The 25820-nt window shown below is 68.3% G+C and carries 21 protein-coding genes; 6 read left to right on the forward strand and 15 right to left on the reverse strand.

Annotation, left to right across the window (positions count from 1 at the left end; all coding sequences use genetic code 11):
* Entirely contained in the window at positions 1–2598 is a 2598-nt protein-coding gene (locus tag OHS03_RS21795) for a winged helix-turn-helix domain-containing protein (RefSeq protein ID WP_328656623.1), read from the reverse strand.
* A gap of 145 nt (positions 2599–2743) precedes the next feature.
* The gene (locus tag OHS03_RS21800; RefSeq protein ID WP_056812839.1) at positions 2744–2965 is read right to left on the reverse strand and encodes a DUF8691 family protein; all 222 of its coding nucleotides are present in this window, start codon (positions 2963–2965) and stop codon (positions 2744–2746) included.
* A gap of 177 nt (positions 2966–3142) precedes the next feature.
* On the opposite strand from OHS03_RS21800, the gene OHS03_RS21805 reads away from it, so the two are divergent.
* Positions 3143–3571, forward strand: coding sequence for a hypothetical protein (locus tag OHS03_RS21805; RefSeq protein ID WP_328656624.1), 429 nt, complete (start codon positions 3143–3145; stop codon positions 3569–3571).
* Between the two features lie 55 nt (positions 3572–3626).
* On the opposite strand, the gene OHS03_RS21810 is transcribed toward OHS03_RS21805, so the two are convergent.
* The 6 genes from OHS03_RS21810 to OHS03_RS21835 form a co-directional block, all read right to left on the reverse strand.
* Entirely contained in the window at positions 3627–4079 is a 453-nt protein-coding gene (locus tag OHS03_RS21810) for a VOC family protein (RefSeq protein WP_056812845.1), read from the reverse strand.
* Positions 4080–4160: 81 nt separating this feature from the next.
* Positions 4161–4493, reverse strand: coding sequence for a TfoX/Sxy family protein (locus OHS03_RS21815; RefSeq protein WP_328656626.1), 333 nt, complete (start codon positions 4491–4493; stop codon positions 4161–4163).
* A gap of 34 nt (positions 4494–4527) precedes the next feature.
* Entirely contained in the window at positions 4528–5493 is a 966-nt protein-coding gene (locus OHS03_RS21820; RefSeq protein WP_328656628.1) for an alpha/beta hydrolase, read from the reverse strand.
* A gap of 56 nt (positions 5494–5549) precedes the next feature.
* Complete coding sequence (locus OHS03_RS21825; protein ID WP_328656630.1) at positions 5550–6209, reverse strand: DUF6875 domain-containing protein; 660 nt, start codon at positions 6207–6209, stop codon at positions 5550–5552.
* 14 nt (positions 6210–6223) lie between these two features.
* Entirely contained in the window at positions 6224–10339 is a 4116-nt protein-coding gene (locus tag OHS03_RS21830) for a non-ribosomal peptide synthetase (protein WP_328656633.1), read from the reverse strand.
* 57 nt (positions 10340–10396) lie between these two features.
* Positions 10397–11341, reverse strand: coding sequence for a Rossmann-fold NAD(P)-binding domain-containing protein (locus OHS03_RS21835; protein WP_328656635.1), 945 nt, complete (start codon positions 11339–11341; stop codon positions 10397–10399).
* 125 nt (positions 11342–11466) lie between these two features.
* Between OHS03_RS21835 and OHS03_RS21840 the strand changes: the two genes are divergently transcribed.
* Positions 11467–12423 carry a GlxA family transcriptional regulator gene (locus OHS03_RS21840; protein ID WP_328656637.1) on the forward strand — a complete coding sequence of 319 codons (957 nt, stop codon included), beginning with the start codon at positions 11467–11469 and terminating at the stop codon, positions 12421–12423.
* Here OHS03_RS21840 and OHS03_RS21845 read toward each other — a convergent pair.
* The 7 genes from OHS03_RS21845 to OHS03_RS21875 form a co-directional block, all read right to left on the reverse strand.
* Positions 12402–13172 (reverse strand): hypothetical protein, encoded by a 771-nt coding sequence (locus OHS03_RS21845; RefSeq protein WP_328656639.1) that lies wholly within the window; start codon positions 13170–13172, stop codon positions 12402–12404. The genes OHS03_RS21840 and OHS03_RS21845 overlap by 22 nt on opposite strands.
* An 80-nt stretch (positions 13173–13252) precedes the next feature.
* Positions 13253–13987, reverse strand: coding sequence for a sirohydrochlorin chelatase (locus OHS03_RS21850; RefSeq protein WP_425970507.1), 735 nt, complete (start codon positions 13985–13987; stop codon positions 13253–13255).
* Positions 13984–15231 carry a uroporphyrinogen-III synthase gene (locus OHS03_RS21855; RefSeq protein ID WP_328656642.1) on the reverse strand — a complete coding sequence of 416 codons (1248 nt, stop codon included), beginning with the start codon at positions 15229–15231 and terminating at the stop codon, positions 13984–13986. The genes OHS03_RS21850 and OHS03_RS21855 overlap by 4 nt, the downstream gene beginning before the upstream one ends.
* Complete coding sequence (nirD, locus tag OHS03_RS21860; RefSeq protein WP_056812868.1) at positions 15228–15608, reverse strand: nitrite reductase small subunit NirD; 381 nt, start codon at positions 15606–15608, stop codon at positions 15228–15230. The genes OHS03_RS21855 and nirD overlap by 4 nt, the downstream gene beginning before the upstream one ends.
* 63 nt (positions 15609–15671) lie before the next feature.
* Positions 15672–18239 carry a nitrite reductase large subunit NirB gene (gene nirB, locus OHS03_RS21865; protein WP_328656644.1) on the reverse strand — a complete coding sequence of 856 codons (2568 nt, stop codon included), beginning with the start codon at positions 18237–18239 and terminating at the stop codon, positions 15672–15674.
* A gap of 30 nt (positions 18240–18269) precedes the next feature.
* Positions 18270–19724, reverse strand: coding sequence for an MFS transporter (locus OHS03_RS21870; protein ID WP_328664351.1), 1455 nt, complete (start codon positions 19722–19724; stop codon positions 18270–18272).
* Between the two features lie 297 nt (positions 19725–20021).
* Entirely contained in the window at positions 20022–21167 is a 1146-nt protein-coding gene (locus tag OHS03_RS21875) for an MFS transporter (protein ID WP_328664352.1), read from the reverse strand.
* A gap of 232 nt (positions 21168–21399) precedes the next feature.
* On the opposite strand from OHS03_RS21875, the gene OHS03_RS21880 reads away from it, so the two are divergent.
* The 4 genes from OHS03_RS21880 (at position 21400) to OHS03_RS21895 (ending at position 25696) form a co-directional block, all read left to right on the forward strand.
* The gene (locus OHS03_RS21880) at positions 21400–22071 is read left to right on the forward strand and encodes a FadR/GntR family transcriptional regulator (protein WP_062983659.1); all 672 of its coding nucleotides are present in this window, start codon (positions 21400–21402) and stop codon (positions 22069–22071) included.
* Between the two features lie 168 nt (positions 22072–22239).
* Positions 22240–23724, forward strand: a complete 1485-nt coding sequence (locus OHS03_RS21885) for an MFS transporter (RefSeq protein ID WP_328656646.1) — start codon at positions 22240–22242, stop codon at positions 23722–23724.
* 128 nt (positions 23725–23852) lie between these two features.
* Entirely contained in the window at positions 23853–24515 is a 663-nt protein-coding gene (locus tag OHS03_RS21890) for a hypothetical protein (protein ID WP_328656648.1), read from the forward strand.
* Complete coding sequence (locus OHS03_RS21895) at positions 24512–25696, forward strand: PrsW family intramembrane metalloprotease (protein ID WP_328656649.1); 1185 nt, start codon at positions 24512–24514, stop codon at positions 25694–25696. The genes OHS03_RS21890 and OHS03_RS21895 overlap by 4 nt, the downstream gene beginning before the upstream one ends.
* Positions 25697–25820 lie beyond the last annotated feature (124 nt).

Raw genomic sequence — 25820 nt, forward strand, 5'->3', positions numbered from 1 at the left:
TCAGAGCAGGCCGAGCACCCGGGCCTGGGCGATCGCCTCGGCCCGGGCGTTGACGGCGAGTTTCTGGTAGATCCCGCGCAGGTGCGTCTTGACGGTGTTCACCGAGACACCGAGATCGGCGGCGATATTGCCGGCCGTCATGCCGGAGGGAAGTTGGCGAAGCACCACCAATTCGGTGTCGGTGAGTTGTGGCGCGCCCGCGGTGGCGCCCCGATAGGCACGGATTCGGTCGACCAGAGCCGCGTAGTGACCGAAGCGCGCGCCGATGCGGGAGAGCAGCTCGTCGGCCGCGGGGACATCGAGGAACGGGCGAGCCAACTGCTCGGTGGCCGCGTGGGCGAGGGCCTGCTCGCAGGCGTCGTCGACCTTGCGGGGGCGATCGAGGCGGTCGGCGGCGACCGCGACCAGCAACCACGCCGTGACCAGTGATCGCGAGGACAACCGCGCGGTGGCGAGCAGCGGTTCCAGCAACGTCAGCACGACGGCGGGGCGATGGGCGTAGAGCGCCAGTCCCGCTTCGGCGACGACCATGTCCGGGGTCCGGCCGAGCGCCCGCGTCGCGTGGTCGATCAGTTGCTGCGCGTCCGCCCTGGCCTGTACGCGCAGCAGCAGCCACAGCACATCGGTGACCAGTCCGCCGGTGCCGTGCAGCGTGGGCGATTCGTCGAGCAGGCGATGCAGTCGCTTGCTCAGCGCGACCGCCGCGGCCGAGCGATCCGTGGCGTCGCCGAACATCAGCACGCCGGTCATGATCGCGGCCAGGCGCACCGGCGCGGGGACCACCGTCTCGTCGGCTGCGGCCGAGGGCAGACTCGGCAACGGCCGCTCGAAATCCAGGCCCTGTTCATACGCGCCGTAGGCCGCGAGCGCCCTCGCCGCGGCGGCATCGCCCGAACCGGCGAGGTCGTAGCGCTCGGCGCACTCGATCGCCTGGGCCGCCAGCGCTCGAAGCTCGCCGACCCGGCCCGCCATCCCGGCCGCCACGGCCGTCGCGGTTCTGGCACGGACCGCGACGCGACCCAGCCCGGCCTGCTCGGAGTGCACGATCGCGTGGCGCACAGAGGTCGCGCCGCTGTCGATCGCCCCGCCGTAGATCTCGGCGATGCCACAGTGCAGCGCGGCGTAGCAGTCGAGGTCGGGTTGTCCGGTCACCGGCGGCAGCGGCCATGACATCGAGGCCGAATCACCTACCAGGACGGCGACTCCCGCGCTCACGGCATGATCGAGAGCGGCCACCCACTCGGTGGGCACCATCGGCGCCGCCGAATCCGGGCCGACGTGGGCGGCTTCGAGATAGACCTCGGCGGCGGCGATGTCACCCGACTCCACCGCGACGGCCGCGCGCAGCAGGCGAACGAAAGTGTCGTGCTCGGAAAGGTTGTCGACGGCGGCGAGCAGGGTGTGGCCCGTTCCTTCCAGCACCATGCGCAGCCCCCAGTCGCGCAGGAAGGGCACCAGCCCTGGCGCGCCGGGCTCAGCCACGATGTGCTCGAGCGCGGGACCCGGCATCGCGGCCGCGGTGAACCAGGCCGCCACCCGGCGATGGCAATCGGGCAGGCGATCCGGCCTGGTGTAGGCGGCCTCGGCGAGCAGGTATGCCCGTAGGAGCGGGTGGTAGGTGTGCCAGAGTTCGCCCGCGTGGGCGACGGTGTGCAAGGGAAAGTTGGCGCGCAGCAGTTCGTCGAGGATGCGGGCGGCGTCGCCACCCACCAGATCTTCGGCCATCGGCAGGCTGAATTGCGCGGGAACCGCTGTGGCGAGCAAGAATTCGAGAGTCGGCGCCGGTAGCGAGGCGAGCAGTTCGGCGACCAGGAAGTCGGCGACCGCGTGCGAGGGGCGGGCCAGCGCGGCGAGGGCCGTGTCGCGGTCGGTCCCGGTGGCCGACAGGCAGATCGCCGCGATGCGAACCAGTGCGGCCCAGCCACGGGTCAGGTTCTGGACCACGGCGAGCTCGGCATCGTCGAGTCGGCAGCCGTGCTGGGCGAGCAGTTGGGCGACCCGATCCGGGGCGAGCGCGAGTTCGGGCACGCCGATCCGGGTGAGCCTGCCCGCCAGGTCGAGGGCGTGCCAGCGCAGTGGCGGATCGAAACGGCTCGCGATCAACACGGTGAGCTGGGCGGGCAGGTGCGTGAGCAGGTATTCGAGCCCGGCGAGTTGCAGCGGGTCGGTGAGCAGGTGGGCGTTGTCGATCACCAGCACCGTCGGCTCGACATCGACCAGGCCTGCGAGGAGATTCACGGCACGGTCCATCGGCGTCTGCAGCACGCCGGTCGGCACGAAATCCGGTGTGGGATCGAGAGTTCGGGCGATCTCGGCCAACAGGTCGGTGCCCCGATATTCGGCCACGGTCAACCACGTGACACGGGCCGAGCACCTGCGGCGTACCCAGTCGACCAGCACGACGGTCTTCCCACTGCCCGCCGGTCCGCACAGCAGCACGGTGTGCCCGGTGGCCGCCTGTGCCCGATCCAAACGGGCGAAGGCCTCGTTGCAGCGAACCGGAGCGAAGGACAGCTCAGGGAGACCGTCACACGGACCGGCCACAGCTATCACCGAGCCGCCGCTATGAACTTCCAGAGAACCCGACGACGAAGCCATCTTCACCCTCCTGAACACGCTTTTCATCGCGTGGCGGCCGACCTCCGCCGAGATCGACGGTAGGCCAAGTGGAGGCTGTGCGGTTGCTGGCGAGGTGAAGTGGGGCCGCTCGTTATCAGATCGACGTCGACTCGTCGGCGAACGCTCAGTCGGGCAACTGGGACATGCTCAGCAGGGTGAGGCCGAGGGTGTCGATGCGGGCCATCACCCCGCGCATGGCCGTGCTGTCGGCGACGAGGCCGAACAGGGTGGTCGTCCCGGTCGGCGAATGCGAGCTGGGGCGCAGCTCGGGAAAGGCCGCGAGGACACGCTCGGACAGCTCGCCCTCGACGACGAACTGGTAGCGGAGCGGTCCGGGCTTCGACATGGCCCCAGTGTCGCGGCCGGTCGCCGCGGCTGCCTCATCCGCTCCGGGTGAATTCGCTCGCCACCTGCGGAGCAACGGGCTCCAACACTTTTAAACATTGTTATTTCAGTTTCCGGGACGCGGGCCGGATCCGCTGGCTAATGTCGCGCTCATCAACAGCGCGAACAGGAGAACATCATGAAGATCTACCAGGCGCGGCGTGCCGGTTTCGGACTTACGGCTTTCACCGCGGTGGCCGCGGCCGCCGTGCTGGCGGCACCGCAGGCTTCGGCGCTCGTGCAGGGGATCGCGGTGAGCGGTAGCACCCACTATGTCGATACCGCCTACACCGTCACCGCCGATGTCACGTCCACCTCGTTCCTGTTCAAGGTGACCTTCACCGACAACGGCACCCAGATCGGTGAGCCGGTCTCGGTATCGGACGGCAAGGCCACCATCACCTGGACGCCGAAGACCACCGGCGCGCACGAGATCAAGGCGGTGCAGGAGCTCGTCAGCTCCAAGACCGTCACCATCACCGTCGCGCCGAAGCCCACCTCACCCGGTGGTGGGACGAGTACCGGTTCCGCTGACCTGGGTGGGCTGCTGTCGGGCTCGGCCGGCTAGCCCACTCGAACAGTCCGGCCGCCGCGAACCTCTCCCCGCGGCGGCCGTTCTGCGTTCAGACCTGGTCGTAGGCCTGTTGCAGGGCGGCGATGTCGAGCTTGGACATCGAGCGCAGCGCCGTGCCGACGGCGATGACACGATCGACCTCACCACCCATCAGTTTGGTCAGCACGGCAGGCACGACCTGCCAGGACACCCCGAACCGGTCGGTGAGCCAGCCGCACGGGCCGGGGGTTCCGCCGTCCCGCGACAGCGCGTCCCAGAGGCTGTCGATCTCGTCCTGGGTATCCACGACCACCTGCAGCGACGCGGCATCGCTGTGCGGGTGACCCGGGCCGCCGTTCATCAAGGTGACAGCCTGACCGTCGAGGTCGAGGGTGACGATGAAGGCCGAGCCGTCCCCCTGGCGGGTGACCTCGACGATGCGCGAGTTCGGGACGGACGCGGCATAGAGTTCGGCCGCCGCTTCGGCGTCGGCGTCGAACCAGAGGAAAGTGTTGACGGACATGATGTGCTCCTTGGGGTGAGTGGCTCTGCTTCACTCCCTGGTCGGAGCCGATCATCACCCTTCGACACATCCGCCGAACTTTTATTTTCGCGGCAAGGTCGCGGCGAACCGCACCCCGCGTTCGACCCATTTCCGCAGGACGGTGTCGTCGTCGACCGTTTCCGGGGCTACTCGCAGCCAGCCGTGCAGCTCGCGCCCGCCCATCACCATCGGCGTGATCGCCGGCCCGTCGAGCAGACCATCGCCTTCGGCCGGGGCCACCCGCACCAGCAGCCCACCCTTGCCGCTGGCGGCCACGGCCATATTGCCGCCGATCAGGAAGGCGAGACCGCCGAACATCTTCCGCTCGGTGAGGTCACGGCGCGGGTAGGCGATCTCCCGGATCCGCTCGGCGAGTTCCTCGTCATATGCCATCAGCTCAGTGTGCGCCGAGCCACCGACACCGAACTCAGATGCCGAGGGCCGCGGCGAACATGGGCCAGGAATCGTGGACGTCGTCCTGCCAGTAAGGCCAGGCGTGGGTGCCCGCGGCGCGGAAGCGGATGTCGGCGGGGATGCCGAGTTGGGCAAGGCGGCCCGCGAGCGGACTCGAACAGCTGCCGACGACGGCTTCCATGGTGCCGCCGACCAGCAGGCGATCGACCAGCACGCCGACATTGCCCGCGATGCTCGGGTCGTTGAACGCCTCGTACGGGCCGGGAGCGCCGTTACCCGAGGACAGATAGATGGCGGTGCCGCGCAGACGGTCGGCGTGCAGGGTCGGGTCGTTGGCCGCCCATGCCGGGTCGCCGGGACCTCCCCACATATTGGTGGCGTCGGCGCCGAAGGTGGCCAGTTGGGCGCGAACCAGCGTCTCCGCGAGCGGGTTGCCGGTCTGGGTGCACCCGCTGAAGGCGCCGACCGCGCGGTACAGGCCGGGTGCGGCGATCGCCATGTTCAACGCCGAGGTGGCCGACATCGAAAGGCCCGCAATGCCGTTGGCGCCGGTCATGCCGAATCGTTCGTTGAGCAGCGGGGGAAGTTCGTTCGTCAGGAAGGTGGACCACTTGTTGCGGCCCAACGCGCCGTCGTCGCGCTGCCAGTCGGTGTACATGCTGGCGCGGCCGCCGATCGGGACGATCACATTCACCGGCTTGTCGGCGAAGAAGTCGACCACATCGGTGCGCCGCATCCACGGCCCGCCGCCCTCGCCGCCGTCGATCGCGTTCAGCAGGTACAGCGCCGGCGCGCCGGACCCCGGATGCGACATCCAGAGGGTGATCGGGCGATTCATCGCCGCGGAATACACGACCACCTCGAATTGCCTGCCGCCGAGCGGGCGGACATCGAGGATCCCGGATTCCGCCGACGCCATGGGCGAGACGACGAAACCACAGCCGAGCAGGACGAGCAGACAGCACACAAGCCGACGCATGCGACGTAGTGTGCCGCACGACCCCGCTAATGTCCGGCATTGGGCGGTTCGTGTCCCTATTGTGCGTGTTCATCCGGAAAATGTGCGCACAGTTCGGTGATCGAGGCCGGTCCCGCGTCGGGCACGTGCATCCGATCCGCAATCGTGGCGCGCAGCTTGCGCGGGAGCCCTGGCGCGTGCCGGGCGAGGTAGGCCGAAAGCCACTCCGGTTCGCCGACGAGGAACGGAAAATCGGTGTTCATCATCGGGCGGATCACCAGCATCGGCAGCGGGGCGTGCAGCGGGCGGTAGTCACGGTTCCACAGGCCCGCGACCGGACAGCCGGGGTAGAACTGGCCGAGCATCGCACCCGCGCGGACGATGTCGCTCTTGCGGGCGGCGTGCGCGGCGTCGATGCGGGCGGTGTCCGCGAGCTCGGGGAAGACGGTGAGGACCGCTGGGGTGTGGTCGAGAGTGCGGTAGAGCTCGAAGGCGTCGTCGACGGCCGCGGCGATCTCGCCGGTGTCCGTCAGTTCGGCGATCCACAGGGTGTGTTGTGCCACAGCGGGTTTGACGAACGGGCACACCGGGCCGGGTCGGCCCTGGGCGGGATCGGGGCGCATGAGAGTGTTCGCGAACCAATCGATCAGGGGTGCTGTTCGTGGGTGCTCGGCGGACCAGCGGGCGGGGTCGTCGTAGACGCACCACCAGGTGGCGTCGGTACGTCGACCTCTCATCGAGCGCAGAGTGGTCATGTCGTGGCCGTCGCGATCTCGACTTCGCGCAGGTGACGGTCGAGGATCGGGCCGATGCGGGCGACGACGTCGGCGTTGGTGAGTTGGGCGTGGGTGGTGTCGACGGGGTGTTCGATGAGACGGCCGGTGACGAAAGGGCGCCAGATCTGGGCGTCGAGGAACGCGGTCATGCCCTGGGTGGCGCAGAAGTAGAGGAGGTCGCCGTCGAACAGGTCGGGGCGGTAACCGTGGGAGAGGCGGACACCGTCGGCGTAGGCCTCGTGCAGCCTGGTGAGTTGTTCGACGGTGAGGCCGGACCCGAGACTCGCTCCGGCTCCGGCCAATTCGGCTGCGGCTTCCTCGGCGGAGAGGTCGGCAAGTGTGTCGGCGTCGTCGGGTTCGTCGCCGAGCAAGTGGGTGAGGAGGTCGCGCATGCGGGGGCGCGGGGGTGGGTCGGCGTAATCGGGGACGACGACGCTGTCGAGCATGGCGAGGGTGGCGACGTCGCGACCTTCGGCCCGCAGGCGGACAGCGGTGGCGTGGGCGAGTTGGCCGCCGAGGGACCAGCCGAGCAGGTGGATGGGGCCCTCGGGTTGCAGGCGGGTGATCTCGGTGGCGTAGGTGGCGGCGAGGAAGTCGACGGTCAGGTCGTCGAGTTGCGGATCTGCCGCCGACAAGGTCGGTGCTTGCAATCCGTAGACAGGACGGTCGGTGATGTGGCGCGCCAGGCCGGTGTAGCACCAGGCGAGCGGGACGGCGGAGTGGACACAGAACAAGGGTGGGTGAGTCCCGCCGGTGCGCAAAGGCAGCACGGTGGCGAGGGCGTCGGCGCCTGGGTCGGCGTCGGCACGGTAGGTCTCGATGCGGTGGGCGAGCGCGGCGACCGTGGGTGCGGTGTAGAGCCAGCGGACGGTGATCGGGGTGTTCGTCGACGCGGCCAGTTCCGCTGAAACACGCACGCCGGTCAGAGAATTGCCGCCGATGGCGAAGAAGTCGTCGTCGGCGCCGACCGCGTCCAGGTGACAGGCGATGGCGAAGGTGGTGGCGACCACGAGTTGTAGCGGTGTCCGTGGCGGACGGTAGGGGGTGGCGGGCGGTGGGGGAAGTGCCGCACGGTCGAGTTTTCCGTTGGCTGTCAGCGGGAGGCGGTCGAGGGTGATCAACGCGGCGGGGACCAGGGCCGTGGGCAGGACAGTGCGGAGGCGGGCGAGGGATGCGGCGGCATCGAAGCCGGTGTCCGATGCGGACGGATGCTCCGATCCGGGGCGGCCGAGGGACGAGCCGCTGTCGGAGGTGGTGTCCGGTGTGGAGGGTTGCGGACCGGGAGCTCGGGTAGGGACGACGTAGCCGATGAGACGCGCTGCGGGCGTGCCCGCGTCGGCGATGTCGACTGCGGCGTGGGCGATGGTGGGGTCGGCGAGCAGGGCCGTTTCGACTTCGGCAGGTTCGATGCGGCGGCCGCGCACGGCCAGTTGGGTATCGATGCGGCCGAGGAACTCGTAGCCGCCGTCGGCGCGCGGGCCGACGAGATCGCCGGTGCGGTAGACGCGTTCGCCGTTGCCTCGGGGATCTGCCACGAACCGTGCCGCCGTGCTCGCGGGATCGCCGAGATAACCCTGCGCCACACACGGTCCGCCGAGATACAGCTCGGCGCGGGCACCGGTGGGGACAGCTCGAAGGTGTGGATCCAGTAGCAGCGCGGACACTTCCGGTAGCGGCGAGCCGATGGTCACCGGCTCCCCCGGCACCAGCGGCATCGACTGGGTGGTCATCACCGTGGCCTCGGTCGGGCCGTAGCCGTTGTGCAAGCGGACTCGGGATGCCCAGGCGGCGACCAGTTCCGGCGGGCAGGCCTCGCCGCCGACGACCACCACCGCCAGAGTCGGCACTTCCTCGGGGCGCAGGGTCGCCAACACGGCGGGAGTGGTGAGCAGATGAGTGACTCGATGCTCGGTGATCAGTCCGGTCAGTTCCGCGCCTGCGACGACCGTTGGCGGTTCGACTACCAGGCGTGAACCCGCCGCGAACGCGGCGAGGAGTTCGAGCAGATGCGCGTCGAACGCCGGTGAATGGGCATGCAGCACTACCGAATCCGGTGTCGTTCGGTAGCGGTCGAGCAAGTGGCTGGTCAAGGGAGCGAGGCCGCGGTGGGTGACCGTGACGCCTTTGGGCGTCCCGGTGGTTCCCGAGGTGTGGATGAGGTAGGCCAGGTGTGCGGGTGTCAGCCGTCCGCGGCGGTCCGCGTCGGCGACCGGCTCCGACGGCTGATCGGCGACGTGTGCCAGGGTTCGCTCGTCATCGAGCAGCAGCCATGTGACCTCGGAGGATTCCCCGGGGTTCGCTGCCCGTGTCGTCAGCCCGAGTACCGCACCGGATCCGGCGATGATCCGGTCGACCCGCTCGCTCGGATCGCCCACATCGATCGGCGTCAGGCAGGCACCGGCGGCCGCGATGGCGCGCACCGCCAGCACGGACTCGAGCGACCTCGGAATCGCGGTGAGCACCGGACTTCCCGGCGTGGCGCCATGCGCGATGAGCACCCTGGCCCACCGCGTCGCCGACTCACCGAGCTCCCGGTAGGTCATCGACCTGGCACCGTCCACCACGGCGACGCGGTCCGACTGGTCGAACCCGCTGAGCAGGTCGCTCAACGTCGAAGTTGTTGCCGCACAGTCGCGTACCACTTGGATCCCGTTGCGGCGATACCTACCGACAGGTGCGTCGGCCCGTTCAACACTCTCCGCGGCGGACGACCGCACATCGTGCACGGGGGTCAGGTCGCGGATCGACTGGGTCGGCTCGGCGGCCAGGAAGGTGGCGAACCAGTCGAGGAACAGGCGGTGATACCAGGCCAGGGTGGCGGCGTCGTAGCGGGCCGGGTTGGCTTGGAAGTCGATGGTCGCGGAGGTGTTGTCGGGGCCGAGTTGGTAGCCGTTGACGAGGAGGTCTTCGACGGGGCCGAGGCTCAGGAGATGGGCGTGGCCGGTCACGGGGCCGAGGGTCAACGGGGCGGTGAAGCCGAGGAGGTTGATCACCGGGCCGAATCCGCCTCGGGCGATATGGGTTTCGCCACGGTCGCGTTGGATGTCCTCGTAGCGGTAGCACTGGTGGCGCAGGGCACCGATCACCCGCAGCCGCACCTGGCCGATCAGGTCTTCGACTGACGTCGTGGTGAGGTCGCGCAGGCGCAGGGGCACGACATTGGAGACCGAACCCGCCGAGCGGCGTAGGGCAGCGGTGGGCCGAGCGGCCACGGGCAGCGATAAGACGACCTGGTCGGCGCTCGACATTCTCGCCAGGAAGGCGGCGAAGGCAGCGGCGGTCAACTCCGGAAAGCTCGCCGCGTAGCGCTGTCTCGCGAGGGTCAGCAGGTGCGCGGTCCGCTCGTCGAGACGGGCCGACACCCGATGTGGCTCTGCCGACGCGGGCGCGGCGATTCCGGCGAGCCCTACCGGATCAGGCAGCCCGGCAACCTCTTCGGCCCAGAATGCCCGATCCGCGACCGCGCGGGCGGAGTCGCGATAACTCCGATCCGCGTCGACCAAGTCCGCGACCGACAGCACACCTGCCTGGTCGAGATCTGTTGCCTTCGAGTAATTCTCGGCCGCGAGTCGCAATACCGCCGCCGCACCGACTCCATCGAGCACCAGGTGGTGGCTGCGCAGGTAGAGAAAGCACCGTTCGGGACCCACGCGGTACAACACGGCGACGGTGATCGCGTCCGCGCACAGATCCAGCCGAGCTCGGCGATCGGCGTCCATCCGCGACAGCGCTTCGGCCATCCCGGAGCAGCCCGAGTCCTGACTCGGTTCCAACGTGTCGCCGGTGAGGTCGATGTCGGTGAGTTCGCCGAACAAGGTCGGGTCGAGGTACTGGTGGGGCCGACCGTCGATGAGACGGAGGCGCACATGGGGTGATTGCAGTCGCGCCGCCGCCGCGCGCATCGCCGTGCCGAGGCGCGCGATGTCCAGTGGCCCACGTAGATCCAGATACAGGGCGATGGTGGCGGGCACGTCGGGTGCCAGCTGATGAGCTACCCACCAGCGTAATTGCCCGGCCGACAAGGGAATCGGCGCAGCCTCGGCCGTCACCACGGCAGCTACCGCGCCGATACCACCCTCACCTTGCCGCACCGGGCCTCCCGGGATTCGGAGCAACCGTTGACTGGTTCTCCGGCAAACCTACGGCATCTACCCCGCGTAGGGCACGGTTACGCGCGCGGCCGCGTCGGCGGTGACCACCTCGGCGAGCACCTCGTCCAGTGTCGACGCGGCGCAATCGAAGGTGGTCCGCATCGCCGAATCGTCGACGACGAACTCACGATGGGACATGTGTTTCGTCTCGAACAGTTCGGCCCAGAACGGGCCCTGCTGGGCGAGTTCGGTGATCTCCGCGTCGGTGAGCACCGCCAGTTCCGGTGTCGCGGCGCCTGCCAGCGCGGCGAGCCTGGTCGCGGCCGCACGCACGGTCGTGGTGATCACCGGGGCGTGCCAGGCCCTCCCCCACGACCGGTCGTCGCGCGCGAGGGTGACCAGTGCGGCCGCGGCGTCGCCGATCGCGGTGAACGAGTGCGCGAGGTCGAGTTCCTGCGGCACCCGGGCCGGGGTGTTCGCCAGCACCGCGGACTGAACGAGCAGGGAGAAGACCGAGACAGCACCCGCGCCGAGGAATTGACCCGCGCGCAGTTCGGTGACACGCAACCGGCCTGCCTCGTGCGCGGCGAGGGCATCGGTCCACATCCTGGCTCTCACCGCGCCTTTGCTCCCCGTCGCGGCGAGCGGGGTGTGTTCGCTGACGACGCCGTCGACCGGGCCGTAGCCGTACAGATTTCCCAGCATGACCAGGTCGGCCCCGACGCTCTCCGTCGCCGACAGGATCGAACCGAACAGGGGCGGAACCGTTTCCGGCCAGGTGTGATACGCGGGCATCGCCAGATTGAAGACGGCGTCCGCACCGGTCGCGACCTCGGTCAGTGCGGTGGTGTCGAGTGCGTCGAGTGCGATCGGTTCCACGCCCGGATGGTCGGGGCCCAGCCCGCTCCGGCTCACCATCCGCACGCGATCTCCGGCCTCGGCGAGCAACAACGCGGTGGCGGTCGCGGTACCACCTCGGCCGACAACTACCTGAGTTGGCATATGAATTCCCTTTCACGACAACAGCTTTCGGTGGAGCTGCGAGGTTCTGCCCGCACCTTCAACGATGCCGTTGCCGCGAGGACTAGACTAGTGGCCGGAATGCCAGCTATCCCAAGGATCAGGCCATGAAGACGATTGCCGTGGTTGCCGTGCCGCCGGTGAAGTCCTTCGATCTGTCGATGCCGCAAACCCTGATGGGCTCGGTCATGATCGACAGCGAACCCGGCTATCGGGTGGTGGTCTGCACGGCCGAGCCGGGGGTGCTGCCGTCGACTCCCGGCGGATTCGACGTCGTGATCCGGCACGGGCTCGATGTTCTCGACTACGCCGACGCGGTGATCGTGCCGAGTACGGGCAGCCGCACCGACGCGGATCCGGTGACCCTGCGGGCGCTGCGCGCGGCCGTCGACCGCGGCATCCTGGTCACCTCGATCTGCAGCGGCGCGTTCGTACTCGCCCAGGCCGGTCTCCTCGACGGCCGCACCGCGACCACGCACTGGGGCCTGGCCGACGAACTGGCCCGCGACCATCCCCTCGTCCGGGTGCGCTCCGACGCACTGTTCATCGAAGACGGGCCGGTGACCACCGCGGCAGGCGCGGCGGCCGGAATCGACCTGTGCCTGCATCTGATTCGAGCCGACTACGGCGCCACCGTCGCCAATGCCGCCGCACGAGCGGCGGTGGTCACTCCCGTGCGGGCCGGCGGCCAAGCCCAGTTCGTCGACACCCCACTCCCCGCCGACGACGATCTCTCGCTCTCCGCCACCCGGGCCTGGGCGCTGGAGCGCCTCGACACTCCCCTGTCGCTGCGCGAACTGGCCGAGCACGCGCGAACCAGCGTGCGCACCCTCACCCGCCGATTCCACGAGGAAACCGGCCAGAGCCCACAGAAATGGCTACTGAGTCAGCGCATCCACCGAGCCCGGGAACTGCTGGAATCGACCTCGTTGCCGATCGAGCGGGTCGCACGGCACAGCGGGATCGGGTCGGCGGAGTCGTTGCGCCAGCACATGGTTCGCCTGCTCGGCGTTCCCCCGAGTGTCTACCGGGCGAACTTCACCTACGGCGCGACGGGCGGATAGCCAGGGTAGGGCTGGTAGCCCGGTGGAGTCCGAGGCGCGAAGTAGGGACCGGACATGCCGTTCCACAACAGGATCACCGCGGCCAGCCCGACAGCCAGCGTGACGGTGCTGAACACCAGCGCGAGACCGGCCGTCGAGGTGACCATCACCATCACCGTGCCGACGACATAGAACAGCGCGTTGAGCCCGAAGAACACCGTGCCCGTGATCCGTCCCCAGTTCTTGCCCGCCCGGCAGACGAAGGCCATCCACACCCACAACCCCGCCGTGATCAGTGAACTCGCGATGCTCCCCCCGATGGTCGCGTACACGAGTAGATCGAGGTCGTCTCCCCGCAGCACGCCACCTGACGCGTCGAGCGCATTGCTGCGCGCCTCGTCGAGCATGGTGAGCGAGTAGGCCATGGCGAGCAGCGTGACCACCGCCCCGGCCAGCATCACGTAGAACGCGATCTGCACACTCTGCGGCACCACCCGCGGCGCGGCGTCCACCGGCGGATAGGGGCCTGCCGGCACGGGATACGGAGCGCTCGGCCCATAGGGCTGAGGCGTCGGCGCGTAGGGTGGCGGCGATCCCAGCGCACCCGGCACCGGTCCATACGGCGGCTGCGGTATGGCCTGGCTCGGCGCCTGCGGATAGGCCGCGGGAACCACCGGGTTCACGGGGCCGCGCGCTGCCGACTCGTCCGGATACGCCGTCAGCCCGTCATCCTGCGACGGATAACCCTGACCTGCGGACGAATCTGACATCGAGCTGTGCCCCCTTGTTGTGAAGTCGGGGCCAACTCTAGTCGCCGCCGCCGACACCGGCTGACTGCGCGCGATCGGCGTCAGCGAACGCCGACCAGCTCCCGAGCCGCGCTCCGATACCGATCGACGATCAATCGAACAACCCCGGGATGCACACCGATCGGATCGGCCACACCATCGGCGCCCGCATCGTGCAACCGCTGGTGAAAGAGGCCGTGCGCCAACAGATAGGACGCGATGAACACCCGCTCGGCACCCGACTCACGAAGCGAGGCAACAACTTCGGGCACCCGAGGTGTCCCGGTCGCCACGTAGGCGATCTTCACCGGCGCATCCAGCTGCTCGGCCAGCATCCCCGCGGCACGCCGAACATCCTGTCGCGCACGCGAATCCGAAGAACCGGCAGCCGCGAAAACGACCGCGTCGCCCGGCTTCCACCCGGCAGCACGCAAGCGCACCGCCATGATCCGCGTCAATGCCGGATCCGGTCCCATCGCCGCCGTCACGGCGACCGCGCTATGCCCACTCTCCGCAACCTCACGCGGAACGTCCTGATACACGTGATACCCCGAGGCGAGAAACGCCGGAACCACCACAGCGGGCCCGTCGAGATCGCGCAGAACCTCCGAGGGCGAGGGCCCGAGCACGTCGACGAAAGCGGTCCGCAGCGAGGCATTCGGCGCCGAGGACACCGCGACGCCGAGCTCGGCGGCCACCGCCTCGGCGAGCGCGGCGATCATTTCCACCCCGCGCGCACTGCGAGTTCCGTGCGCGACCAACACCAGTGCCGGATCACCCGGCAGCCCGGCGCTCACCACACCCCGATCGCTTGGGCGGGCCGGGGCGAGCGAGCGGGCGTTCCGATCCCCGCGGCGTGCGGTGTCTGGACAGCCGCTCGCGCGGGAGGAGGAGTATCGGAGCAGTCGGCCGCGTCCAACGCCAGCCGGTACCCACGCTTCACCACAGTCTGAATCGCTTTGGGGGTCCCCAGACCGGCCCGCAGTCGCGCGATCGCCGTCTCCACCGCATGGGTGTCGTCGCCACCGCCCGGCAGCGCGGCCAGCAGGTCTTCGCGCGAGACGACCCGACCCGGCTGACGAGCCAGCGACCGCATCAACGCCATCGGGGCGGGCGCCAGCTGACGCACCTCACCGTCGACGACGACGCATCCACCACGCACGCTGATCAGATGACCGGCCGCGTAGATCCGGCTGGCGCGGCGCGGAAGTTCTTCTGCCACATGGCGAGCCAGCGCACCCAACCGGGCCCGGCCCGGCATCGTGGTCGGCACGCCGAGCTCTTCGAGCGGAGCCGCGGTGATCGGTCCGACACAGGCAGCGAGCACCCGGCCACGGAACGCGTGCAGCACCGACTCCAAGAGCCCGGTTTCCTTGGCGCGCATCAACATCGACGCCACGGCGGGCGCGCTGGTGAAGGTGACGCAGTCCAGGCTGCCGGAGACGATCGCATCGATCATCGTGTCCATCGGCCCACGATCGGCAGGCGGTTCCCACCGGTACACCGGCACCGGGACCACGTCGGCACCCGCGCAGCGCAGCACCTCACAGAAGTCGGGAACCGGCTCCCATTCGGTGGTCGCGCCGTGCAGCTGCACCGCGATGCGGACGCCTTCGACGCCCTCGGCGAGCAGATGATCGAGGACCTCGGCCGAGGACTCCGAGGCGGGTGACCATTCCTCGCGCAGCTCGGCCGCGCGGATCGCGCCCTTGGCCTTGGGGCCGCGGGCCAGCATCCGGGTCGAGGCGAGGGTGTCGCGCAGGACCTCGGCCAGACCCCAGCCCTCGGCCGCTTCCATCCAGCCGCGGAAACCGATGCCGGTGGTGGCGACGGTGATCTGCGGCGGATCGGTGATCAGCAGTTCGGTGACGCGTTCGAGCTCGGTGTCATCGGCCAGCGGGATGATGCGAATAGCAGGTGCTGACGTGACGGTCGCGCCCTTGCGGGTGAGCAGGGTGCTGAATTCCTCGGCGCGGCGAGCCGCGGTGACGCCGATGGTGAAGCCGGCAAGGCACGGGCCAGTGTCGGTGGGAGAGGTCATGGGGTCGGCACCGGCTCGTTCGAGACCGCGACGACGCCGCCGTCGAGTTGGACCGCGTACACCGGCAGGGACTGGGACTCGTCGTCGAGACAACGGCCGTCGATCAACGAGAAAGCCTGCTTGAGCAGCGGCGACGCGACGACGGGAACGCCGCCGCGATCACCGATGATGCCGCGCGACATCACCGCGGCCCGGCCGAACGGGTCGATATTGCCGACGGCGGCGAGCGTGCCGTCGGTGAGTAGGAACAGTGCCGCCTGACGGCCGCCCTTCAGCAGGACAGCAACGCCGCGCCCCGGAATCAGGAAATCGAGCCTGCACGCCTGGGTCCAGGTCGCGGTCTCAGTGGTGATGGTGGGTGTGTCGATAACGGTCATCGGTTCCTCCTCCGAACGCCTTACCTATTGGTACAGGCGCCCTGTTTCCGCAGCGTTAAGTACTTATTTCCCGGCCGGTGCTGTGTCCGAAGCAACACCGACGGGCATGCCGGGAAGACCGAGGAGCACTGGTACCTTGCGTTCGCCGCTGTCGTCGAACGAGATCGTCGGGTCGGCTTCGTCAGGGGCATTGACGAAGGAGACGAAGCGCGAGAGCTTGTTCTCGTCCTCGAGCACGGCGGCCCACTCGTCCTTGTAGCCCTCGACGTGCTTGGCCATGGCGGCCTCGAGGTCGGCGGCGATGCCGAGGCTGTCGTCACAGACGACGGCCTTGAGGTAGTCGAAGCCACCCTCGAGGGCCTCCTGCCACGGCGCGGTGCGCTGCAGACGGTCGGCGGTGCGGATGTAGAACATCAGGTAGCGGTCGATGTAGCTGATCAGGGTCTCGTCGTCGAGGTCACCGGCCAGCAGCACCGCGTGCTTGGGGGTCAGGCCGCCGTTGCCGCCGACGTAGAGGTTCCAGCCGTGCTCGGTGGCGATCACGCCGACGTCTTTGCCGCGGGCCTCGGCGCACTCGCGCGCGCAACCCGAGACGGCCAGCTTGATCTTGTGCGGCGAACGAAGGCCGCGGTAGCGCTTCTCCAGCAACACGGCCATGCCGACCGAGTCCTGCTGGCCGTAGCGGCACCAGGTGGAACCGACGCAGCTCTTCACGGTGCGCAGCGACTTGCCGTAGGCGTGGCCGGACTCCATGCCGACGTCGACCAGGCGCTTCCAGATCAGCGGCAGCTGCTCCACGCGGGCGCCGAACAGGTCGATGCGCTGACCACCGGTGACCTTGACGTAGAGGCCGAACTCCTTGGCTACCTCGCCGATCACGATCAGCTGGTCGGCGGTGACCTCGCCACCGGGCATCCGGGGGACGACCGAGTAGGTGCCGTTCTTCTGCAGGTTGGCCAGGAAATGGTCGTTGGTGTCCTGCAGCGCGGCCTGCTCGCCCTCGAGGATGTGCTCGCTCGAGGTCGACGCCAGGATCGAGGCGACGGTCGGCTTGCAGATATCGCAGCCCGAGCCCTTGCCGTGCTTGGCGATCAGTTCGGAGAAGGTGCGGATGCCGGTGACGGCGACCACGTCGTAGAGCTCGGCACGCGACTGGGTGAAGTGCTCGCACAGCGACTTCGACAGCGCAACGCCGGACTGCTCGAGCAGCTTCTTGATCATCGGCACACAGCCACCGCAGGAGGTACCCGCGTTGGTGCAGCTCTTGACGGCCGGGATATCGCAGGCGCCCTCGGCGATCGCGCCGCAGATGGCGCCCTTGCTGACGTTGTTGCAGGAGCAGATCTGGGCGTCGTCGGGCAGCGCGTCGGCACCGAGTTCGGCGCCTGCCGGGGAGATCAGCGCGGCGGCGTCGGCGGGCAGCGGGCGCCCGACCAGCGGGCGAAGGGCCGCGTACTGGCTGGCGTCGCCGACCAGGATGCCGCCGAGCAGGGTCTGCGCGTCGTCGGAGACGACCAGCTTGGCGTAGGTGCCCTTGGCCGCGTCGTGCAGCACGACCTCGAGGGCGCCTTCGGTGGTGCCGTGCGCGTCACCGAAGGAGGCCACGTCGACGCCCATCAGCTTCAGCTTGGTGGACATATCGGCACCGGGGAACTCGCCCGCGCCGCCGAGCAGGCGGTCGGCGACGATCTCGGCGGTGGTGTAACCGGGGGCGACCAGGCCGTAGCAGACGCCCTCGATCGCGGCGCATTCACCGATCGCGTAGACGCTCGGGTCGGAGGTCTGCAGGGTGAGGTCGGTGAGGATGCCGCCGCGGGCGCCGGTCTCGAGGCCCGAGGCCTTGGCCAGCGCGTCCTGCGGGCGCACACCGGCGGAGAACACCACCAGCGACGCCCTGATCTCGGCGTCGTCGGACAGGTGCACCGTGACTCCGCGGCCTGCTGCGGCGCCCTCCGCTGTGTCCGTTTCGAGCGAGACGATCTTGGCGGTGCCGACCCCGGTGTGCACATTGAGGCCGATATCGGTGACGAGCTTCTCCAGGATCGCGCCACCACCGGCGTCGACCTGGGCGGGCATCAGGCGACCGTTGTACTCGATGACGTGCGGGGTCATCCCGAGCAGGCGCAGCGCGTTGGCCGCTTCCAGTCCGAGCAGACCGCCGCCGACGACGACACCGTGCGCGCCGGGACCGGCCGCTTCGGCGGCGGCGCGGATGCCGTCGAGGTCGTCGATGGTGCGGTAGACGAAGCACTCGGGCAGGTCGTGGCCGGGGACCGGCGGCACGAACGGGTAGGAGCCGGTCGCCATGACCAGCGCGTCGTAGGCGATGACGTCGCCGCTGGTGCTGGTGACGGTCTTGGCGTCGAGGTCGATGGACTCGCCCCGCTGGCCGAGTCGCAGGTCGACCAGTTCGTCGCCGTCGTACATGTTGCCGGGCAGCGCCAGGTCATCGGCGTTCCAGTTGCCGACGTAGTAGGACAGGCCGACGCGGTCGTACGCGGGCAGCTTCTCCTCCGACAGGATGATGACCTGCCACTGGCCTGCCTCGTCGCGCGAGCGAAGGGCTTCGACGAAACGGTGCCCGACCATGCCGTGGCCGACCACGACCGCTGTTTTGCGAGTGCTGTTCATGAGAGTGACCTCCTTGGTAGTGGTCGGTTGTCAGCGAGCCGACGAATTGGCCGACGAAGCGTTGGTTTCGGCCTCGAGGACCAGGGACTCGGCCTCGACCACGACAGCGGCGTCGGAGGAAAGGCGCGGACGGCGCAGGAACACCGTCCAGGTAACGGCGGCGCAGACCACGTAGAAGGCCAGGAAGACCCAGAACGCGGTGGTGGCCGAGGCGGTGCTGGAGTACGAGCTGCGCAGCACCATGTTGATGCCGACCCCGCCGAGGGCGCCGATCGCGCCGACGAAGCCGATCAGGGCGCCGGAGGTGTTCTGCGACCAGGCCGCCTGCTCGACCCGCGAGACCGGCAGGCTCTTGGACTTGGCCTCGAACACCGACGGGATGATCTTGGTGACGGCGCCGTTGCCGAAACCGGACAGGACGAACAGGGCGATGAAGCCCGCGACCAGCATGGTCATGGTGGCGCCGGTGGCGATGCCCTTGTTGCCGTCGGCCATCGTCGAGGCGGTGACCACGAGCAGCGCGGCGAGCATCATGGCGCCGAAGGTGGCGATGGTGACCTTGCTGCCACCGATCCGGTCGGCCATCTTGCCGCCGTAGGGGCGGGCCAGCGAACCGAGCAGCGGGCCGATGAAGGCGATCGAGGCGGCGTGGATGGCGGCCTGGGCGGCGGTGTCGCCCCCGGCCTTGAAGCTGATCTGCAGGATCTGGGCGAAGGCGAAGCTGTAGCCGATGAACGAGCCGAAGGTGCCGATGTAGAGGAAGGCGATCGCCCAGGACTGCGGCACCCGCAGGGCCTTGACCATGTAGGACAGGTCGGCCTGCTGGTTGGTCAGGTTGTCCATGTAGAAGGCGGCCCCGACGGCGGTGATACCGACCAGGACCAGGTAGACCGCGCAGATCACCGAGGCGTAGTCGCCACCGAGGGTGACCAGCACCAGCAGGCCGAGCAGCTGGATCACCGGGACGCCGATGTTGCCGCCGCCGGCGTTCATGCCGAGGGCCCAGCCCTTGAGGCGCTGTGGGTAGAAGGCGTTGATGTTGGTCATCGACGACGCGAAGTTGCCGCCACCGAAGCCGGCGAACGCGGCCACGACCAGGAACGTGGTGTAGGACGTGCCGGGCTGGTTGACGAAGTACAGCGTCAGCAGCAGCGGGATCAGCAGCAGGAACGCGGAGAAGATCGTCCAGTTGCGGCCGCCGAAGCGGGCGGTGGCGACGGTGTAGGGAATGCGAAGGAACGCGCCGACCAGCGTGGGCATGGCGACGAGGAAGAACTTGCCCGCCGCGTCGATGCCGTACTTGTCGGTGGGCATGAACAGCACCATCACCGACCAGATCGACCACACCGAGAATCCGATGTGCTCGGCGATCACAGACCAGATCAGGTTGCGCTTGGCTACGTCCTTGCCGCCGGCCTCCCAGGCCGCGACATCTTCGGCATCCCAGTGCGCGATGTCGTGGTTCCGCTTCAGCGTGCTCAAGATTGGGCCTCCCAAAAGTGCGATGGCCCAACGGTAGGAAATGGGTATTGCCGAAATGCTGCGGGAAATGTCGCGCGAATCAACGGTTTCTCACCTTCACCCGGTCAGGAAGGTGAGATCAGCCCTTTTGTTTCGGGCATGTGTCGCAACGATTTCCGCAGGTAAGGAAGCGGCAAGAAATCAGCGGAAACGCTGGTGAGGGTGTGAGCTACGCCTCGTCACTGCGATTTTAGGCCAGAGTCACGCGGACCGCACTTCGACAGGCGACCAACTGTGAGAAGTTCGTTTATCAGTCGGCAATTACCAAGAATCTTCGAGCATGCGCGGTTTGCAGGCTTGCCACGCACCCGCGAGGAGCACGCCGAGCGCGACGAACAGCATGGCGAACGGGACGAGCCACCCACCGGTCCACGTGTGCAGCATGCCGAACAGCAGCGGGCCGAGGCAGGCGACCGCGTAACCGACGCCCTGGGTGAAGCCCGACAGCGCCGCGGAGCCCTGGGGCGTGCGGGTGCGCAGGTTGATCAGGGTGAGGGCCATCGGGAAAGTGGACGGGCCGAGACCCAGCAGCACCACCCACAGCAGAGTGGCGTGCATCGGCGCTACCAGCAGGCCGACGAAAGCGGTCGCGAACAGCACCATGCAGCCGACGACGACGGGGAACGGATTGCGCATCCGCGAGACCACGGTCGGCGCGCCCAGTGCCGGGATCAGCCCCATCAGCGCGAACAGCCCGACCATGCTGCCGCCGAAGCCGGCGCTCGCGCCCGCGTCGGACAGGATCTTGGGCAGCCAGGCGAACATCGCGTAGGTGGTCAGCGAGGTCATGCCGAACATGCCCGCCATCCCCCATGCCACCGGCGAACGCCAGACTTTGCCGGTCTCGGGCGCTTCGGCAGGCAGCCCGGTGGTGTCGACCGTGTCGCGACCACGCCGGTCACGCAGCACCACGAACCACGGAATCGCGGCCGCGAAACCGACCAGCGCCCACACGCCCATCGAGATCCGCCAGCCGTGCGCCTCGGCCACCGGCACCGCGATGAACGCCGGGATGACAGTACTGAGCTGCACCATCACGATGTAGAGCGAGCTGATCACCGCAAGGTGATCGCCGAAATACCGCTTCACCAGCGGCGGAATCACCACATTGCCGATGCCCATGCCGAGCAGCGCCACCCCGGAGAACGCCAGCAACGCGCCCGTCCCGGTGGCGAACACCCGCACCAGCGACCCCGCGCCGGCCAGCAGCATCGCCACGAACACCGTCCGTTCGAGCCCGCACCGGCGCACGAACAGCGGCGCGACGAGCCCGGCGAGACCGAACATGGCGGTCGGCAACATGCCGAACACCCCGACGATCCCCGTCCCGTACCCGACCTCGGCGCCGATCTTCTCCGCCAGCGGACTGAACGCGGTGACAGCGGCGCGCAAAGTCAGCGCCGACATGACGATGGCCGCCAGCACGAGCAGCCGACCTTCGATCAGCGACCGCCTGGTGATCTCGGGAGACGGGTCGACGCGACCACGCCGGTCGTCCACAAGGGTCGACTCGGCGCCAGAAGCCGGCTGGAAATCGCGGAGTGGCGGCACCCGGAAATCATAGGATGACCCGATGACTACTGCCAAGCGACTGTGAGCGATCTCCCGAACGCGAGGTCGCACCAGTACCCTTGCTGACGTGCAACCCGTCCGGCGTACCAGCCTCATCGCCCAGGTCACCGAACAGCTTCGGGCCGAGATCCGTTCCGGCCGTTGGCCGGTAGGTCAACGGATCCCCACCGAACCCGAACTCACCGAGCTCACCGGGACCGGCCGCAATACCGTCCGCGAGGCCGTCCAGGCGCTCGTGCACGCGGGCATGCTCGAACGCCGCCAGGGCTCTGGCACCTATGTGATCGCCACCTCCGAGGTCGGCGGCACCCTGGGCAAGTACTTCGCCGACGCGCACGAACGCGACATCCTCGAACTGCGCCAAGCCCTCGACACCACCGCGGCGGGCCTGGCCGCGCGCCGCCGCGACGATGCCGATATCGCCACCCTCCAGCGCTTGCTCGCCGAACGCAGCAACCGGAGTTGGGCCGAAGCCGACCCGGTGGCCATCGCCGCCGACGTCGAATTGCACCGCGCGATCGTCGTCGCCAGCCACAACGCGGTATACCTGGAGTTCTACGATTCGCTGCTGCCGATCATCGAGCAGGTGATCCACGCGCGGACCGCGAAATCCGACGACGCGTACGACACCGAACACGCCGAGCTCGTGCAGGCCGTCATCGACGGTGACGCCGAGCGAGCCGTGCAGGCCGCCAACTGCTTCCTCGGCTCGCTCATCGCCGAATACCCGGATCGCTGAGCTGGCAATAGGTTCGGTTCCTAATTCCAGGTAACCAGACTGTCACCAGCGGCGAATTCGCGCGGTGAGCCGTAGTTGCCGGGAACGTCACCTGAGGCCATTGTCACGCAACAACCGGCTCCTACCTTTATCTCGACACCGCACACGCGCTCGATCGAGAGGAAGCCGATGACCGCAATCGCCGCCACCGGCCAGGCGACGGAATCCCCGTCGTTCGAACACCAGAAGAAGGGCCGCTGGATTTCCCACTGGGACCCCGACAACGCGAGGTTCTGGGAATCCGGCGGCGCGAAGACCGCCAAGAAGAATCTGTACTTCTCCGTATTCGCCGAGAATCTCGGCTTCAGCATGTGGGTCATCTGGGGCTCCATCGTCACCGCGATGGGCCCGGCCGGCTTCAGCTTCCTCGAGGGCCTCGGCAAGGGCAACGCGGTCGCCGTGAGCAACGCGCTGCTGCTCACCTCGATCCCGACCCTGGTCGGCGCGGCCCTGCGAGTTCCGTACACCTTCGCGGTACCGCGGTTCGGTGGGCGCGCGTTCACCGCCTTCAGCGCCGCGATGCTGTTCCTGCCCGCGCTCGGCATCATCTACTTCGTCAACCAGCCGAGCACACCCATGTGGGTGTTCCTGGTGCTGGCCGCCCTCGCCGGTGTCGGTGGCGGCAACTTCTCCTCGTCGATGTCGAACATCTCGTTCTTCTTCCCCGAGGGCAAGAAGGGCGCCGCGCTCGGCCTCAACGCCGCAGGCGGCAACCTCGGTGTCGCGCAGACCCAGCTGATCGTGCCGCTGCTGATCACCTTCGGTACCCACATCATGGCCAAGGACGCGGCCGGCTACCGCTTCGGTATCACCCTCGCCGTGCTCTTCTGGCTGCCGTTCATCGCGGTAGCGACCATCGGCGCGCTGTACTTCATGGACTCGCTGTCCGAGGCCAGGTCCGACGGCAAGTCCTACAAGCTCGCGCTGACCAACCGGCACACCTGGATCATGTCGTTCCTCTACATCGGCACGTTCGGCTCGTTCATCGGCTTCTCGTTCGCCTTCCCGACGCTGATCAAGGCCACCTTCCCCGACCTCGCCAAGATCGGCTGGATCACCACCCTGGGCAACCTGGCCTTCCTCGGCGCCCTGGTCGGTTCCTTCAGCCGCCCGTTCGGTGGATGGGTCTCCGACAAGATCGGCGGCGGCGCCAAGATCACCGTGTTCGTCTTCGGTGGTATGTCGATCGCGGTGGCAGGCATCGTGGCCGCTGTCGAGCTGAAGAGCTTCCCGCTCTACCTGACCGCCTTCCTCGTGCTGTTCGTCCTGGCCGGTATCGGTAACGGCTCCACCTACCGGATGATCCCGTCGATCTTCAACGCCACCGCCAAGAAGTACGCCTCCGAGCACGGCATGGACCTGACCGAGGCGACCACCTCCGCCAAGCGTCAAGCCGGTGCCGCGATCGGTGTCATCGGCGCGGTCGGCGCCGCGGGTGGCTTCGTCGTCCAGCAGGCCCTCCGTCTGTCCAACGTCCACCTGAAGACCATGGCCCCCGCCTTCTGGGCCTACGCCGCCGTCTTCCTCGTCATGGCCGCCGTCACCTGGTGGTTCTACCTGCGCACCTCCTTCGCCACCGACAAGGTTCCCTCCCTGGCCTACGCCAGCGTCTGACCCGTCCACTCCATCCCGGAAGCCGCGTTCGGTCCCTCCCGAACGCGGCTTTCGGCTGTGTGGCCGACGAGCCGACAGCGTCGACAGATTTCCAGCTATCGTGTGGCGAACCCGGAACGGAGGCCCGAATGGGAACACACGCACAAGCCGAATCTGTGTCCTCGGCAGAGGTTTTCGATCCAGGCGATCGGTGGGTACCGGTGGATCGCCGCTGGTGGGGCATGGATCGGCGCACCCTGCTGCCCGCGCTGGTAGTGCTCGCACTGGCCTTCCTGCAAGGCGTCGTGCTGCCGCGGATCGATGACGCAATTCCGGTCGCGGACGTCACCACCGCTGGTGACGTGATCGCCCTGAAGGGAGGCTTCACCTTCACGGCGGACGGTGGCTGGTCGCTGGTGGAGGGCGAGCTCGTCGGCGATGAACCGACCGGGCGCGGGTACCCCGACGCGGCCGTACTGACCCGCGGCGGCACCCAATTCACCGTACGGACCGGCACATTCGCCGGTGACTCGGCGGCTCTGCTGGATCAGATCGAACAGACCCAACGGCAATTGGGAAGCGCACTCACCGCGACCGGGGACCCGGTGGCGGTGACCACCCTCAGCGGCGAGTCCGGAGTCATGACCAGATACGCGGCGCCGCAGATGGACGGCGTGCTGGCCGCGTTCGTCATCGACGGGACCGGTGTCGAGATCATCGCGCTCGGCCCGGAGCAAGCCGGTCAGGACATCCTCACCGACGTCGGCGCGATGATCGCCACCCTCACCCACACCGGAAAGGAGTCGTCATGACCACGTCCACCTCCGAGCTCGCCGACGCCAGGTTCCTGGCCATCGAGGATTCCGGCTGGGGCCGCTCGTTCACCTTCTACCAGCCGCGCAACCTCGCGTTCTGGGTCTATCTGGTTCTTGTCGGGTCCGGTGCGCTGCTGTTCGCCGCCATGATCGGACGCACCTACGGCGCCTACAGTCGGGCGATCCTGGTCAGCGCGGTGGTCTTCGGGATCTACGGTGCGATCTTCTGGTGGTTCGCCCAGCATTTCGACCGCTATGCCCGTCAGCCGGTGAAACTGCTCGTGGTCGCGTTCGCCTGGGGCGGTTTCGCCGCGACCTGGGCCATGGCGTCCTACGCCAACACCGCCCTGATCAGCATCTACGGCAAGCTTTTCGGCTACGCCTGGGCACAGGACTGGGGTCCGGCGCTGGCCGCGCCGTTCACCGAGGAGACCGCCAAGGGTTTCGGGCTGCTGCTGCTGATCGCGTTGGCACCGCGGCTGGTGCGCACCGCTTTCGACGGATTCGTCCTCGGCGCGTTCCTCGGCCTCGGATTCGAGATCCTCGAAGACATCTCCTACGGCCTGAATTCCGGGGCGTCCCAGTTCGGCGCCAATCAGGTCGATGCCTCGCTCGGGACAGTGGTCATGCGAGTGGTGACCGGCGCCACCGGCCACATGGTCTACACGGCGGTCTTCTGCGCGGGGTTGGTGTATCTGCTGGGCAGGCCCGCCGAGCCGCGCCGCGTCGGGCGCGGATTGCTCCTGATGGCGACGGCGATGCTGCTGCACGGAATATGGGACGGTCAGGGCAACTTCAACAACGGCAGCAATATCGCCGCGCTCGGCCTCATCGCACTTCTCATGGTGGTCGTGCTGGTCGTCGCGGTGCTGGTGTTCCGGCTCACCGTCGCGCGGGAGCGCGAATTCCTGGCCGCGATCCTCGCGCCGGAGGTGGCAGCCGACACGGTGACCGTGGCCGAATGCGCCGCCGCCTGCGGAAATGCCAAGCAGCGGCGGGCATTCCGGCGCACCGGCGGGGATCGTAAAACGCGGACCCGTCACGGATTCGTGCTGGACGCGGTCTCGGATCTGGCCGATGCCCTGGCCACCGATCACGGCGCGCAGACACCACGGGTGAACTTCGCGCGCTCGGAGGTTGCCCGGCTACGAGACGGACGCCCACCGGCCCCGGAGTAAACCCGACAACGCGGTAGCCGACCACCGGAAGCCACACTCGGAAATTCCTCCCCGGGTGTGGCTTTCGACTGTGAGCCAACGGCTTTCATCAATGTTTGTAGCCCGGTTACCGACCCTGCCTTTA

It is taken from the genome of Nocardia salmonicida, from assembly GCF_036142455.1.
In the GTDB taxonomy this organism is placed as follows: Bacteria; Actinomycetota; Actinomycetes; order Mycobacteriales; family Mycobacteriaceae; genus Nocardia; species Nocardia salmonicida.

Excerpts from the sequence above, each read along its gene's own strand:
- OHS03_RS21795 (WP_328656623.1), bottom strand. The coding sequence starts at position 2,598 with ATGGCTTCGTCGTCGGGTTCTCTGGAAGTTCATAGCGGCGGCTCGGTG.
- OHS03_RS21800 (WP_056812839.1), bottom strand. The coding sequence starts at position 2,965 with ATGTCGAAGCCCGGACCGCTCCGCTACCAGTTCGTCGTCGAGGGCGAG.
- OHS03_RS21805 (WP_328656624.1), top strand. The coding sequence starts at position 3,143 with ATGAAGATCTACCAGGCGCGGCGTGCCGGTTTCGGACTTACGGCTTTC.
- OHS03_RS21810 (WP_056812845.1), bottom strand. The coding sequence starts at position 4,079 with ATGTCCGTCAACACTTTCCTCTGGTTCGACGCCGACGCCGAAGCGGCG.
- OHS03_RS21815 (WP_328656626.1), bottom strand. The coding sequence starts at position 4,493 with ATGGCATATGACGAGGAACTCGCCGAGCGGATCCGGGAGATCGCCTAC.
- OHS03_RS21820 (WP_328656628.1), bottom strand. The coding sequence starts at position 5,493 with ATGCGTCGGCTTGTGTGCTGTCTGCTCGTCCTGCTCGGCTGTGGTTTC.
- OHS03_RS21825 (WP_328656630.1), bottom strand. The coding sequence starts at position 6,209 with ATGAGAGGTCGACGTACCGACGCCACCTGGTGGTGCGTCTACGACGAC.
- OHS03_RS21835 (WP_328656635.1), bottom strand. The coding sequence starts at position 11,341 with ATGCCAACTCAGGTAGTTGTCGGCCGAGGTGGTACCGCGACCGCCACC.
- OHS03_RS21840 (WP_328656637.1), top strand. The coding sequence starts at position 11,467 with ATGAAGACGATTGCCGTGGTTGCCGTGCCGCCGGTGAAGTCCTTCGAT.
- OHS03_RS21845 (WP_328656639.1), bottom strand. The coding sequence starts at position 13,172 with ATGTCAGATTCGTCCGCAGGTCAGGGTTATCCGTCGCAGGATGACGGG.
- OHS03_RS21855 (WP_328656642.1), bottom strand. The coding sequence starts at position 15,231 with ATGACCTCTCCCACCGACACTGGCCCGTGCCTTGCCGGCTTCACCATC.
- nirD (WP_056812868.1), bottom strand. The coding sequence starts at position 15,608 with ATGACCGTTATCGACACACCCACCATCACCACTGAGACCGCGACCTGG.
- nirB (WP_328656644.1), bottom strand. The coding sequence starts at position 18,239 with ATGAACAGCACTCGCAAAACAGCGGTCGTGGTCGGCCACGGCATGGTC.
- OHS03_RS21875 (WP_328664352.1), bottom strand. The coding sequence starts at position 21,167 with ATGTCGGCGCTGACTTTGCGCGCCGCTGTCACCGCGTTCAGTCCGCTG.
- OHS03_RS21885 (WP_328656646.1), top strand. The coding sequence starts at position 22,240 with ATGACCGCAATCGCCGCCACCGGCCAGGCGACGGAATCCCCGTCGTTC.
- OHS03_RS21890 (WP_328656648.1), top strand. The coding sequence starts at position 23,853 with ATGGGAACACACGCACAAGCCGAATCTGTGTCCTCGGCAGAGGTTTTC.
- OHS03_RS21895 (WP_328656649.1), top strand. The coding sequence starts at position 24,512 with ATGACCACGTCCACCTCCGAGCTCGCCGACGCCAGGTTCCTGGCCATC.